Genomic DNA, 13,553 nt, shown 5'->3' with positions numbered 1-13,553 from the left:
GTTTTAACGGACTTGATCTATTAGCCTTGAACTTTAGTTCAAGGCGTACTCACCGGTAAAGTACAAGATTTGAGTGAACAAGTACTATCACAGTTGCAGCAAACAGTACGGAATTTACTTCAGGCGGATATAACGCACATAGTTATTAATTTTCGCGCCCACCTACTTATAGTTCGCAAAAAGCTTAAAAACTTTGTTGTCGAATGAAGTAGAAAGTTTTGAAGCAACAACACTTCTTGGAACCCAGTCAAAAGATTGTGACAAACCAAGTTTCTGCCAAAGAACACTCTCTGTAGTGATGCTTGGGTTTTCCAACTCCTGCACGACGAGAACTTTTCCTGAAATCCGATGATGGGTGATATTGTGTGAAAATTTGCTAGAGAGTTCCAAAAATTGAAGATGTTGCAGAGATTGAAGAACCTGCTTGACTTCTGAAGCTTCAGTTGCAGGGATTAATGGAAACCCGACAGTGTTGGAGAGAAATCCTTTTGTTCTGTGGACTATCGCCACCGTATCTGTCGCCTTCCTCCAAAAGAGCAAAGCAAACAACTCCACATCCACCGTATCACGTCGTGGTTTTTTGGGAGGACAAATTTCAACACAATTGTGTGCAAAAGCCAAGCACTCTTTCTGTATTGGACACAAAAGACACAGAGGTTTCGATTTACGACAGACAGTAGCTCCTAACTCCATTATTGCTTGGTTAAAGTCACCAGGACGTTCCTCAGGAATCATCTGATCTACATAAGTTTGAATTGCTGATTTTCCAGAAGAACTCCACACATCCTCAGATAAACCAAGCAAACGACTCACAACTCGCACAACATTACCATCAACACAGGCAACTTTTTCATTGAAGCAAATACTTGCAATCACAGACGCCGTGTAAGATCCACAGCCAGGAATTTTCAACCACTCATAGTATGATTGTGGAAAATGACCTTCCAACTTCTCAACAATAAACTTTGCACCTTTGTTTAAGTTACGGGCACGAGCATAATAGCCTAATCCTGACCAAAGTTGACGCAATATCTCTTGATCACAAGCAGCAAGATCATAAACAGTAGGAAGGTGCTTAACAAATTCTGAGAACTTTGGCACAACCACAGCCAGAGTAGTTTGTTGACTCATCACCTCACACACCCAGGTGTGATAGATGTTGATTTTCTGACGCCAAGGCAATGGTCTGCAATGGCGATCGTACCACGCCAGGAGTTTCTGGGCACATTGATTCACTGTCCAACCTTTGTTCAGTCCAAGATAAATCCTAGCAATGTCAAAACCCATCTCATAATTGAAATGGGTTTTGTAAAGTTATTTGCTAAAAATGAGAGTTTTTGCTTTAGAAAAGATTCATGATAGTGATGACACCAGCGCTGGTGAGCATGACCAAAGCTCCCATAACTAAAGACTGGCTCAGTTGGTTTGGAGTTTTGGAACCGTTCATGTGTATAATCCCTTATTTTTAAAGATTTCATTAAGAGTAACAGTTTTACTCTCATATATGAAGAAAAACATAGTAAAACTTAAAAAACCTTAACCTAGGTTAACAAATGCAGTAGTTCTTACTTAACTCAAGATAAAGACTTCTGCAAAACTGTCTCACATGTAAAGTTTTGTGTATATTCTTGTAAATAACCTGTTACACATATCACCTCCCCAGTTTTCCTGTATTCTCGTTCCCAGGCTGCAGCCTGGGAATGCAATGCGCTTAGGCTCTGCCTGCAGTGACTCAAGAGGCAGAGCCTCCGTTGCTGCATTCCTTGCCAGAGACAAGGAACGAGACATACGAGACATATTTTGAGTTACTTAGACCCGTCGCCTCTTGGCAAAGGTTACCGAATATGGTACTTACTTAATTCCGACCGATATATGTGCCTTTGTGGTGTAAAATTGATATAACTAAGCAAAAAAACTCATTGGACTAAAGAAGAATTTATGACTGTTTCACCAGCGACTACATCCCAAACCGCCGCTTTTGACCTAGACCAACTCAATCAAAAATTTGAAACCGCTCATCCGAGAGATATACTGGCGTGGTCTGCGGAAAATATTTCAACTGGACTCGTGCAAACCAGCGCCTTTAACGTAGATGACATTATCATTACGCATATCCTCTACGTTGCTCTCAAACACCCAGTCCCAGTTATATTCCTCGACACGCTGTACCACTTCCCCCAAACTCTAGAACTGGTTGCTAAACTCAAAGACACTTACAATTTGGATCTCAAAGTTTACAAAACCCCAGATGTAGACACTCGCGAAGCCTTTGCTGCAAAATATGGCGAAGCACTTTGGGATACAGATATTGCTAAATTCCACGAAGTCACCAAAATCGAACCATTGCAACGAGGTATAGCGGAACTCAATACCGTCGCTTGGATTACCGGACGTCGTCGCGACCAAGCTGTCACCCGTGCTAATATGCCCGTATTTGAACTTGACAGCAACAACCGTATCAAAATCAATCCTTTAGCGAACTGGACACGCAAACAAAGCTGGGAATATGTCGCTGAACACGGCGTCATCTATAACCCCCTACATGACCAAGGTTATCCCAGTATTGGCGATGAACCTATCACAACCAAAGTAGGTGAAGGCGAAGATGAACGCGCTGGACGTTGGCGGGGTACTGGTAAGACTGAGTGTGGTATTCATATTTAACAAGATCGGAAGATGAGGTGATGGGGAAAAGAAGAATTTCCCCTAACTCTCTCTTTCTCTTCCTCTGCTTACTCTGTCTTGAAAAGTTTGCTACGGAGGGAAACCAACGCCAGATACCTAGGTCGGGAGACCCTCATCAAGTACTGGCTCCTCCTTACAACTTTTCGCTGCGCCTCTGCGGTTCGATAAAAGAATTTCTCAGGAAGTTTTACGAGTATTTTGGTTAAAAAGCTGTTCCAAAGCTGCTAATTCAGCTTTTGTTGCTGCATCGATTGGTGGTAAGGGTCGTTGCATGATTGAATAGAGGCATTGAACGTCTGTTTGACTTTTATCTGTCCACGATTCAATAAGATTAATGTTTGGGTTGACAGCTAGTTATCGCCTCTTCCAATAACTCACTATCCACATCCCACCATTTTTGTAACTCAATCAAAACTGGATAAAGTCTTGCATCTTCTATTTCTTTTGCTGCTTCAACAGGTAATGTACCCACGCAGCCACAGGAGAGTTCTGCTATTAATGGATTAATGACTCTCTCATCTTTTCTAATCGCTAAACCCAACAATGCTTCTCCACGGATTTCAGATGTGGTGTCTTCTTCTCCTATCTCCAGAATCATACGTTGAAATAAAGTATCTCGAATGGCTTGCGTATCAGTTTCTATTAGAGAACCCAAACCAAAAGTTGCCCAGTTCCTGATACCTTCATCCTCGTCACAAGATAAATCAATCACTGCCTGAATTGCCAATTCATCTTCTTGACACAGCAAGCCAAAAACAACGCCCATACGGACATTTACATCTCTGTGGCTTTTTAACTTGACCAATGGTACAACGCCTCTCGAATCCCCTAAATGTCCGAAAGCATATCCAATAGAAGAAAGAACATTAGGGTTTTCTTCACTCTGACATAAATTTAAAAGAATTTCCCCACATTCTTTTGGATAACTTCTTTCTGGTATTCCTAAATATCCTAATATATCAACTCCTAAACTTCTTTCTTCTGGATTTTGACTTTCACACAATCGTGATGCCGCTTCAAATTCTTCATAGCTACCACGCGATGGCACAGAGTGCCCGCCTGAGCGCAAAGCGCACGCTCCGCGAACGGCGATCGCAAAATCCACACTAAATCCCAATAAGTCTCATCATCTTCTTCAGTTAGTGCTAATTTGACTAACTCTTTTGTACTTCTTGGGTCATTTTTTAAGTTTTCAAAATAATTATTATTTGCGTTCATATCAGATTTTCTTCCCCTAGATATCACCAGTACTTATCGGCTTAAAGGTAAACTGTTCGGTAAGCGTTCTAATTTAATAGACAGACTAATCGTCATTTTTCAATAATAAAGCATTAGACAAATCACCAATCACGAAGGACAACTATGATTAAAATCCTCCACCTCTCCGACATCCACATGGGAAGCGGATTCTCCCACGGACGAATTCATCCTGAAACAGGATTGAATACACGCTTGGAAGATTTTGTCAATACTTTGTCTCGATGTATTGACCGAGCGTTAGCAGAACCAGTGGATTTGGTTGTATTTGGTGGTGATGCTTTCCCCGATGCGACACCAGCACCCTATGTACAAGAAGCCTTTGCTGGTCAGTTTCGACGCCTAGTCGATGCAAACATCCCCACAGTCCTGTTGGTGGGAAACCACGACCAACACACCCAAGGACAGGGTGGAGCCAGTCTATGTATTTACCGTGCTTTAGGAGTCCCAGGAGTTGTCGTAGGTGATACCTTAAAAACTCATCGCATTCAAACCCTTAATGGAAGCGTGCAGGTTATCACTCTGCCTTGGCTAACCCGTTCTACACTCATGACTCGCCAGGAAACAGAAGGTGCATCTCTGGCCCAAGTCAACCAACTGCTGACTGAACGTCTGCGGGTTGTTCTAGAAGGAGAAATTCGCCGACTTGACCCCAATGTGCCAACTGTTCTTTTGGGTCACTTGATGATGGATAATGCAAATTTGGGAGCTGAGCGTTTTTTAGCAGTTGGTAAAGGCTTTACACTTCCCCTATCTTTGCTGACGCGACCTTGTTTTGATTATGTAGCCCTAGGACACGTCCATCGCCATCAAAACCTGAATAAATCTAATAACCCTCCCGTGATTTATCCAGGGAGTATTGAGCGGGTGGATTTTAGCGAAGAAAAGGAGGACAAGGGCTACGTTATGGTAGAATTGGAGAAAGGTCACGTTGAATGGGAATTTTGTCCTTTACCAGTTCGGGCTTTCCACACAATTGAGGTAGATCTTTCCAAAGCTGAAGATCCACAGGTGGTGATCATGAAAGCTTTAGCCAAGCGTGATATCCAAGATGCTGTTGTGCGGCTTATTTACAAACTTCGCTCTGAGCAATTAGATTTGATAGATAGCGCCTCGCTGCATACTGCTTTAACTCCTGCGCATACCTACACCATTCAACCAGAATTGGTTAGTCAGTTAGCTCGACCCCGTGTTCCGGAATTAAGCGCGAGTAATAGCATCGACCCGATAGAAGCCCTAAGAACTTACTTGAATAACCGCGAAGACCTCAAGGACATAGCTGCATCAATGCTGGAAGCTGCACACAATTTGCTAGCAGATGATGTGGAAGTCTGGCTAGAATCAGCTACCCAGGAATAAGGTATGAAAAATTACTTACGTATCGAACTAGAGAAGCTCTGCTACATCTCCTGTAAAATTTAAGTTCAATTGGTGATGAATCTGGCAAAATTGCAATATTCTAAACTTTGTGGTTAATTTTTCTTTCCACAGAGTGAGGATAAAAAATATAGTTGTCAGGTGGACTTTCTATGTCCCTCTACCCACAGATTAAACAATTTTTACTCGGTAAAACGTTACCGACAAGTGCTCATGCTGAAGAGCGATTGAGTAACGCTGCTGCTCTTGCAGTGCTTTCATCGGATGCTCTGTCTTCGGTTGCTTACGCTACAGAGGAGATTCTGCTGGTTTTAGTAGCAGCGGGGAGTAGCGCTCTTGGTTTGTCTCTGCCTATTGCTATAGCAATTATCATCCTACTAGCAATAGTCGTGCTTTCTTATCGACAAACCATTCGAGCTTATCCCAAAGGCGGTGGTTCTTATATTGTTGCCAGAGAAAACCTTGGTATATACCCAGGACTGGTGGCAGGGGGTTCTCTGATGATTGACTATATTTTGACAGTCACCGTCAGTATATCTGCGGGTACTGCAGCCCTCACCTCAGCATTTCCAGTCCTGGAACCCTTTACAGTCAGCCTTTGCTTGATTTTTATTTTCCTATTGACGCTGGCAAATCTCCGAGGTGTAAAGGAATCAGGTAGGATATTTATGATTCCTACTTATGCCTTTATTGTCAGCATTTTTGTGTTGATTGCCCTTGGGTTATTTCAACAAGCGACTGGGCTAGTACCGACACAATATCCCGATATACCTGTCAAAGAAGGACTCAGTTTGTTTTTCATTTTGAGGGCTTTTTCTGCTGGATGTACGGCGCTGACGGGAGTTGAAGCAATATCCGATGGTGTCTTAGCTTTTAAGGAACCAGAGTGGAAAAATGCTTGCCTCACATTGCTTTACTTGGGCGTTATTCTGGGTTTTATGTTTGTAGGAATTACCTATGTAGCCAACGCATACCATGTTGTTCCGGAAGAGGGACAAACTGTGGTTTCTCAGTTGGGTAGGGTTATTCTCGGAACAGGACCACTTTATATCTTTGTCCAAGTTGTTACACTGCTAGTCCTGCTTTTAGCTGCAAACACCAGCTATGCAGATTTTCCTAGACTTTGTTACTTTTTGGCACGAGATGGATTTTTACCGCGACAATTGTCACTGTTGGGCGATCGCCTAGTCTACTCTAACGGCATCATCCTTCTCAGTGTCTGTGCAGCCATCTTGGTCATCATCTTCAAAGGAAACGTCAATGCTGTTATTCCCTTGTATGCAGTAGGCGTATTTACTTCCTTTACTTTATCTCAAGCTGGGATGGTACGCCGCTGGTTCCATGAACGCACACCAGGTTGGCTTCCAAGCGCTTTGATGAATGGTTTGGGAGCTATTGCGACAGCTGTGGTTCTAGGAGTCATTATATCAACTAAGTTCATGGGCGGGGCTTGGTTAGTCGTCGTAGCAATTCCTGTGCTTGTCAGCATCTTTTTAGCCATTCACCGTCACTATCAATACGTAACAGAACGTCTTAGTATTCAGGGATTACCCCCGAGAGGTTATATCCCCAGACCAAAACCAGAAGTTGTCACCCACCCTGCTGTGGTTGTGGTAGGACAACTGAATCGAGGAACAGTAGAGGCTTTGGACTACGCACGCACGATTGCTGATGAAATTGTTGCAATTCACGTAGATCTTGGTTCTACAGAAGGAGATAAACTGCAAGAAGAATGGCGACAATTGGAGGCAGACATTCCTTTGGTCATTATCGAATCACCCTACCGTTCTGTGATATCTCCTATTGTCGAATTTGTTGGTGAGTTTGAAGACCGTTATCAGGACACTTACACAACTGTAATTATTCCTGCGTTTGTAACTCGTAATTGGTGGGAAGGTCTTTTGCATAATCAAACAACTTTGTTTTTGAAAAATGCTTTACGTGCTCAAAAGAGTCGAGTTGTCACAACTGTCAGGTATTACTTGTAATACTTGTTGACATCCTCCCACGGCTGCCCAAATATCGCACTGCGTGCTCATTTGGACAAAAAGCCGTGGGATTCCAAGACTTGCGCCTTAGATTTTCTGGTTCCACGAGTCGGCTTACCTGAAGGAGTTCCCTCACTCAGACATACGAGTCATTTTGTCAATGATTTTAATCGCATCATTCGTCTGGCGCATCCTCTTCCTCCTCTACATAGGTCTGAACTTCTGGGTTTTCTTCAAATAAACGCTTTCGTCTTCTCGCCCGTTCAATAGAAGTAAACAAAGGGCGCTTAGGAGACATATCGCCGCCACGGGCAATCAGCGAGTGTGCGATACCACATGCGATCAGCTTCCGGCTTATCGCCTTAACCGAGTTCACCCTAACTCGGTCGATCTTGCCGTTGAAATCCACAACACGCCAGCAGATCCATCAAAATGCCCCACATTGAGGGTGCTAATCTCGTGCGCCGATCCTTTCTTTGCTGCACGCTGCATCGGCGCAAAGAAAGCCCATCTTCCTTAAACTTAAAGAATTAATGAGAGATTCTTTCATTAATTTTGATTTTAGTGTAAGCTTTTTTCTACAGTTGTTAAAGAAAATTCTCAACAAACTTCAGACAGGCGTAAAATGACAACTTCTACACATCCGTTGTCGGTGCAGCAAGACTTGACCAACTCACCTTGGTGGGCTGGTAACTTTCGTCTCACCAATCTATTAGGTAAATTACTGGGCGCTCATGTTGTCCATGCTGGATTGATTTTGTTATGGGCTGGGGAAATAACGCTGTTTGAGGTGTCCCGCTTCAATCCTCATCAGCCAATGTATGAGCAATAGCTCACAGTTAACTGCTAACTTCTTTTATTACTGTTAGCGATTCATAAGCTTGACGAGAAATTGACAACTCTAATTACTTACAGGATAAATAAATGTCTAAACAACCAGAAGCCATTTGGTTGAACACAAGCCCTACTTTGTTATGCTTTGCTCAACCATTGTTGCGTGAACTGTCACGTTCTGTAACTATTGCCCAGTGGGAATATACACAAACTAAGGATGAACCTAGTTCCTTAGATGTTGCAATACTGCTGCTGGATGAATATCTTCAATCAATCAAGCAACCTGTGCATCTGATAGGTCACAGCACGGGAGGATTACTCGGGCTACTATATACACGTCAATATCCAGAAAAAGTTAAATCTTTAACCCTATTAGCTGTGGGTGCTGATGCAGCAGTTGACTGGCAAGCTCATTACTATAGCCATCGCCCATCCTTGACTCGGGAAAAAATTCTCAATGCAATGGTGTATAACTTATTTGGCTATCAGACTGAACACGCACTCAAGCGTCTAGAGAAGATTTTGGAACAAGACTTAGATTGCTCGCTCTCACCTCACTCCCTGTTTAAACGACAAAGCGTGCTTCCCTGTCCAGTCCCTGCGCCTTTAATGGTTTGTGGTAGCACTAACGATATCATTGTAGAACCCGACGCCCTGGAAGGATGGCGACCGTTTTTGATGGAGGGCGATCGCTATTGGGAATGTCAAAAAGGACGGCATTTCTTTCACTTCTTCCAGCCGACTCTTGTAGCAGAACAGATTCTCGACTTCTGGCAATCTCTATACCAAATCTCTAAAAAACCACTACAGATCAGAAAATAACTCTAGGGGTGTCCATAAAGACGCTCACATTGCACCAAAGTTATCCCGTAGCCAAGCGATCCGCAGTTTGCGCGATTGGGCAAAACCCTAAGTTCAGCCACAAGGGAACTTAGGGTTGTTTATTAAGAATTGTCTCTTTTTTTGGTATTGACATAATACACTCCTTGCCGCCATTTGCATAGATATTTTTAATCGCTCATATCTATTAAAATGAGCAGTTTCTGCAAAGCTTGTAATTTAAGGTAGGAAATATTCATTGTTGGTGAAAATTTCAGTCGGACATCGTGTATGAGAATTACATACCAAAATCAGCAAAAACAAACTGCCCTAATTACAGGGGCAGCTAGTGGTATTGGTTACGAATTAGCACACCTTTTTGCCCGTGATAGTTACAATCTTGTCTTAGTAGATAAAAATGGACAAAAACTCTCTGAAATAGCGGAAGAATTTCCAAAAAAGTTCGGCATTTATGTGATCAAGATTGTAAAAGATTTATCTATTTCAACCGCCCCAGAAGAAATTTTTACAGACTTGCAACAAGCATCGATAAAGGTTGATGTGCTGGTGAACAATGCTGGATTTGGGACTTATGGCTTATTTAACGAAACCAACCTCACTGCTGAGATGGAAATGTTACAGGTCAATTTGGTATCTCTAACTCATTTAACGAAATTATTCTTAAAGGATATGGTCAATCAAGGCAACGGAAAAATATTAAATGTTGCCTCCACCGCTGCATTTCAACCAGGACCTTTAATGGCGGTTTATTCCGCTACTAAAACTTATATTTTATTCTTTTCAGAAGCGCTAGCTAATGAGTTAAAAGATACAGGTGTCACTGTAACAGTCCTTTGTCCAGGACCAACAGAATCAGATTTTCATAAAATAACTGGGATGGCTGACTCTGAACTGCTCAAAAACAAGAAGATGATGAGTGCAGAAAGTGTAGCCAAAATTGGCTATGCTGGTTTATTCGCGAGCACAGCTGTTGTTATTCCGGGTGTAAAAAATAAGATCCTCGCTGAATTAGTAAGATTTACTCCCAGAAAGCTAGTGGCAGAAGTAGTAAGAAGTATCCATGAGGGAAAAATAAAGTGATTTAATTTAAATCTTATTTTTCTTCAAAACATATTTGTGATACTCTAGCAGTCCTAAATCATTTGTAACAAGATTCCCGACTTATAAAAGAAGTCGGGAATCTGAGCCTGCGCGACTTATGCGCAAAGCGCAGGCACTTTCACACAAATCAAATAGGATTGCTATATGCGGCAAAATTAAAATCTACGTTGATATTAAAAGGATGCTCCCGCTGAAAACTTTGGAGAAACAGGGACACGATACTCCGTAGTTGCCTAAGTACAGGTAAAGTGTAGGTAGTTCAAATTCCTCATCTCTATAGTGTTAGACAAATTCACACCTGAATTTTCCCGTCCTCATCAACAACTACCTAACCAAAGGTGGCAAATTTATCCTCAAAAAACAGAATTGGCGCAACAGATGGGGCAAACAACCAGTTTATCGCCCTTAATCAACCAATTGCTGATAAATCGAGGTATTGAAACGCCAGAACAAGCACAAGTTTTTTTAAATTCAGGAAACCTGATATTACCTTCGCCTTTGGAAGACTTTCCTGATTTGGGAATGAGTCTGGAGTTATTGCAGAATGCAATAGCCTCTGGTGAAAAAATCGCCATCTGCGGTGACTACGATGCTGACGGAATGACAAGCACTGCTTTACTTTTGCGTAGTCTCCGTTGGCTGGGTGCTCAAGTTGATTATGCTATCCCCAGTCGAATGCATGAAGGCTACGGTATCAATAAGCGCATTATTGAAGAATTCCACAGCGAAGGCGTAGGATTAATTCTGACTGTAGACAATGGCATCTCAGCTTTTGAACCAATTGAGCGAGCCAGAGAACTTGGTCTAAAAGTTATTATCACCGACCATCATGATATCCCTCAACAATTACCCCCAGCCCACGCTATTCTCAATCCCAAACTAATACGAGAATCTTCTCCTTACCGAGGTATTGCTGGTGTTGGTGTCGCCTACATTTTGGCTGTGTCCCTTGCTCAAAAATTGGGACAAGCTAATGATGACATCTTAACTTCGATGCTGGAACTGTTTACATTAGGAACGATCGCAGATCTCGCTCCCCTAACGGGTGTAAACCGTCACTGGGTAAAAAGCGGTTTGCAGCACTTACCTAAATCCAAACTACCTGGAATACTAGCTTTGATTCAGATGTCTGGGGTGCAGTTGAGTCCAGGACAAGCGGACGAGTCAATTCAAAATTCAAAGCTATGTCCTCCGGACACGCTACGCGAACGACTTAGCTCAGCTAGTACGTCGAGCGGAGCCGAGACGTCAAAATTCAAGATTCAAAATTCAAAATCGCTAAAGCCGGAAGATATAGGCTTTCGCTTGGGACCGCGAATCAATGCAATTGGTCGTATTGCTGATCCACAAATTATAATCGAGTTGCTGACGACTGACGATATGGGGATAGCGCTGGAAAAGGCGATGCAGTGCGAAGCAATTAACCGCCAGCGCCAGGAAATGTGCCAGGAAATTGAGAATCAGGCAAGAGAAATTGTAGAAATAGAATATCTCGCCTCTCTACAACAAGACCGTGTTTTAGTTATTGTACAATCTGACTGGCACCACGGTGTGATTGGTATCGTTGCTTCTCGCTTGGTGGAACGCTATGGTGTCCCGGTGTTTATTGGGACATATGAGGATGAGGGGCACATTCGCGGTTCAGCGCGTGGAATTCCAGAGTTCCATGTGTTTGATGCTTTAGAATATTCTCAGGATTTGCTGGGCAAATTTGGTGGACACAAAGCTGCTGGGGGCTTTTCTTTACCATCCGAGAATTTAGAAGCGTTGCGATCGCGTCTAAGTGAATTTGCTAATCAGTGTCTAGAACCTCAGCACCTAAAGCCACTTTTGAAAATTGACACATCGGCTTTACTCAATCAAATTCATCATCAGTTTTATCAACAGCTTAATGTTTTAGAGCCGTGCGGAATCGATAACCCAGATCCCGTATTTTGGACATCTAATGTTCGAGTCATTGAGCAACAAACAGTGGGCAAGGGTCATATCAAGCTGACCATAACACAAACTATTGATGATTCGGAATACAAAATTAAAGCGATCGCCTGGCGCTGGCGTGAGTACTTTCCTCTACCGCCGCGACTGGATATCGCTTACAAACTACGAGAAAATCACTTTAATGGCAACACCACTATCGAGTTGGAGTTACTTGGTGTTAGGCTTCCAACCCAGTCTCACATTTTTTTCGCTGCACAGTCAGCGCCTTTAAGAACCACTTTTGAGTACAATCAACGCCACTACACGTGTGGGATTTATAAAAACGGTTCTGTACCAGAATTGAGAATCGGAAATCCTGACGGCAAAATTTTAGCCGTTCCCCTAGGACACAGCATCGGTTTACTGGGAAACAGCCGTCAAGAGTCTATAGAAGTTGATGTTTCTCAACCCCAATACAACCAGATTTTTCAAACTGCTCTTCAAGCTTTATCAGTGCTGAGCAATGAGTAGTGACACTCCTACACCGACTAATAGTTACGGTGTAGGCTTCTACCGGAAATTATCCTTGTAGAAATTCGTTCGTGGTACTCCAATTGTTTCCCACTACCGCAGTTTCTAGTCAGGCACGTGTCCCTCCCGACTTGAATAGCCAAATACTATTCACCTACGTTCCCTGTACTCACATCTGAGCACTCGGATTATAGGTCACCGTTGCGAAATGCCAGTACAAAAATGACTGCGGGGCCAGCTAACATAATGAGTGCAACAAAAACTAGTTGAAAAATGACTTCCCAATGAATATTGCCTAAACCACTGAATATATTGAATATAGCGTCCATTTGTCCTCCTTTAAAAATAGCCATGTAATTATCAAACCCGCAATAGATCATATCCGGCGATCGCCCGTCGCCTTTAATTTACTTAACAAAAGTATAAAAAAAACTATAAAAGCTGAAAAAATAGCACGTTCACAATAGGTTTTTGTCATGGCAACTTGGCAATGTGTTAAGCAATGTGGAGCCTGCTGTCATCTTGACCCAGCAGAGCGCCCTGACTTAGATGAGTATTTATTACCAGACGAGATGGAATTGTATCTGAGCATGGTAGGTGAAGGAGGATGGTGCATAAATTTCGACAAAGACTCGCGAGAATGTCGCATTTACCCAGACCGTCCGCGATTTTGTCGTGTAGAATCAGAAATCTTTCTGGATATGTACGGTATTGAGCCGGAGGAGTTAGACGATTTTGCCATTGACTGTTGTCGTCAGCAAATAGAGGGGGTGTATGGGGACAGAAGCTTGGAGATGTTGCGTTTTGATCAAGCAGTAGGTTTTTGACCAAAACTAGGGGCAAAACAAGTCAAAAGTATCAAATATTAGAAGAAGAGTGTAGGTGTTCAAACCCTTACACCCCTACACCCTTACCACGCCCTTCGGGTATGCCTGCGGCACGCGGCTTGGGCGAACACAGTCGCCTAGGTCGGGAGACAAGGACTGCATAGCGCTGTCTCACCAGATGCCTCTGTCGGGAAAC

Annotated in this window: 11 protein-coding genes and 1 pseudogene; 8 read left to right on the top strand and 4 right to left on the bottom strand. The window is 42.9% G+C overall.

The window, feature by feature from the left end; translation table 11 throughout:
* Nucleotides 1–162: 162 nt before the first annotated feature.
* Nucleotides 163–1,287: an A/G-specific adenine glycosylase gene (locus AC5590_RS06090; protein ID WP_169268319.1), complete on the bottom strand. Its 1,125-nt coding sequence runs from the start codon at nucleotides 1,285–1,287 to the stop codon at nucleotides 163–165.
* A 651-nt stretch (nucleotides 1,288–1,938) separates the two neighbouring features.
* On the opposite strand from AC5590_RS06090, the gene cysH reads away from it, so the two are divergent.
* The gene (cysH, locus tag AC5590_RS06085) at nucleotides 1,939–2,664 is read left to right on the top strand and encodes a phosphoadenosine phosphosulfate reductase (RefSeq protein ID WP_169268318.1); all 726 of its coding nucleotides are present in this window, start codon (nucleotides 1,939–1,941) and stop codon (nucleotides 2,662–2,664) included.
* Between the two features lie 352 nt (nucleotides 2,665–3,016).
* Here cysH and AC5590_RS06080 read toward each other — a convergent pair whose 3' ends face one another.
* Nucleotides 3,017–3,802, bottom strand: a complete 786-nt coding sequence (locus AC5590_RS06080) for a hypothetical protein (RefSeq protein WP_246162563.1) — start codon at nucleotides 3,800–3,802, stop codon at nucleotides 3,017–3,019.
* Nucleotides 3,803–4,047: 245 nt separating this feature from the next.
* Between AC5590_RS06080 and sbcD the strand changes: the two genes are divergently transcribed.
* Nucleotides 4,048–5,301 (top strand): exonuclease subunit SbcD, encoded by a 1,254-nt coding sequence (sbcD, locus tag AC5590_RS06075; RefSeq protein ID WP_169268317.1) that lies wholly within the window; start codon nucleotides 4,048–4,050, stop codon nucleotides 5,299–5,301.
* Nucleotides 5,302–5,471: 170 nt separating this feature from the next.
* Nucleotides 5,472–7,307 (top strand): APC family permease, encoded by a 1,836-nt coding sequence (locus tag AC5590_RS06070; RefSeq protein WP_169268316.1) that lies wholly within the window; start codon nucleotides 5,472–5,474, stop codon nucleotides 7,305–7,307.
* A 175-nt stretch (nucleotides 7,308–7,482) separates the two neighbouring features.
* Here the strand turns inward: AC5590_RS06070 and AC5590_RS06065 are convergent, their stop codons facing one another.
* A complete protein-coding gene (locus AC5590_RS06065; protein WP_282453088.1) occupies nucleotides 7,483–7,605 on the bottom strand; it encodes a hypothetical protein in 123 nt (40 codons plus the stop codon).
* A gap of 327 nt (nucleotides 7,606–7,932) precedes the next feature.
* Between AC5590_RS06065 and AC5590_RS06060 the strand changes: the two are divergent.
* The 4 genes and pseudogenes from AC5590_RS06060 to AC5590_RS06045 form a co-directional block, all read left to right on the top strand.
* Nucleotides 7,933–8,136 (top strand): annotated as a pseudogene (locus AC5590_RS06060) (chlorophyll a/b binding light-harvesting protein); the annotation flags it as partial.
* A gap of 95 nt (nucleotides 8,137–8,231) precedes the next feature.
* Nucleotides 8,232–8,963: an alpha/beta fold hydrolase gene (locus tag AC5590_RS06055; RefSeq protein ID WP_169268315.1), complete on the top strand. Its 732-nt coding sequence runs from the start codon at nucleotides 8,232–8,234 to the stop codon at nucleotides 8,961–8,963.
* A 288-nt stretch (nucleotides 8,964–9,251) separates the two neighbouring features.
* Nucleotides 9,252–10,061 (top strand): SDR family NAD(P)-dependent oxidoreductase, encoded by an 810-nt coding sequence (locus tag AC5590_RS06050; RefSeq protein WP_169268314.1) that lies wholly within the window; start codon nucleotides 9,252–9,254, stop codon nucleotides 10,059–10,061.
* Between the two features lie 300 nt (nucleotides 10,062–10,361).
* Nucleotides 10,362–12,530, top strand: coding sequence for a single-stranded-DNA-specific exonuclease RecJ (locus AC5590_RS06045; protein ID WP_348982769.1), 2,169 nt, complete (start codon nucleotides 10,362–10,364; stop codon nucleotides 12,528–12,530).
* 188 nt (nucleotides 12,531–12,718) lie between these two features.
* Here the strand turns inward: AC5590_RS06045 and psb30 are convergent, their stop codons facing one another.
* Entirely contained in the window at nucleotides 12,719–12,859 is a 141-nt protein-coding gene (gene psb30, locus AC5590_RS06040; protein ID WP_211178731.1) for a photosystem II reaction center protein Ycf12/Psb30, read from the bottom strand.
* 147 nt (nucleotides 12,860–13,006) lie between these two features.
* Between psb30 and AC5590_RS06035 the strand changes: the two genes are divergently transcribed.
* Nucleotides 13,007–13,357 (top strand): YkgJ family cysteine cluster protein, encoded by a 351-nt coding sequence (locus tag AC5590_RS06035; RefSeq protein WP_169268313.1) that lies wholly within the window; start codon nucleotides 13,007–13,009, stop codon nucleotides 13,355–13,357.
* Nucleotides 13,358–13,553 lie beyond the last annotated feature (196 nt).

The sequence above is a fragment of the Brasilonema octagenarum UFV-OR1 genome (assembly GCF_963888615.1).
Classification (GTDB): domain Bacteria; phylum Cyanobacteriota; class Cyanobacteriia; order Cyanobacteriales; family Nostocaceae; genus Brasilonema; species Brasilonema sennae.
Note: the sequence above shows the minus strand (reverse complement) of the source record. Positions and strands in the feature narration are given on the sequence as shown.

Coding starts and splice junctions, on each gene's coding strand:
- AC5590_RS06090 (WP_169268319.1), bottom strand. CDS start 1,287: ATGGGTTTTGACATTGCTAGGATTTATCTTGGACTGAACAAAGGTTGG.
- cysH (WP_169268318.1), top strand. CDS start 1,939: ATGACTGTTTCACCAGCGACTACATCCCAAACCGCCGCTTTTGACCTA.
- sbcD (WP_169268317.1), top strand. CDS start 4,048: ATGATTAAAATCCTCCACCTCTCCGACATCCACATGGGAAGCGGATTC.
- AC5590_RS06070 (WP_169268316.1), top strand. CDS start 5,472: ATGTCCCTCTACCCACAGATTAAACAATTTTTACTCGGTAAAACGTTA.
- AC5590_RS06065 (WP_282453088.1), bottom strand. CDS start 7,605: ATGTCTCCTAAGCGCCCTTTGTTTACTTCTATTGAACGGGCGAGAAGA.
- AC5590_RS06055 (WP_169268315.1), top strand. CDS start 8,232: ATGTCTAAACAACCAGAAGCCATTTGGTTGAACACAAGCCCTACTTTG.
- AC5590_RS06050 (WP_169268314.1), top strand. CDS start 9,252: ATGAGAATTACATACCAAAATCAGCAAAAACAAACTGCCCTAATTACA.
- psb30 (WP_211178731.1), bottom strand. CDS start 12,859: ATGGACGCTATATTCAATATATTCAGTGGTTTAGGCAATATTCATTGG.
- AC5590_RS06035 (WP_169268313.1), top strand. CDS start 13,007: ATGGCAACTTGGCAATGTGTTAAGCAATGTGGAGCCTGCTGTCATCTT.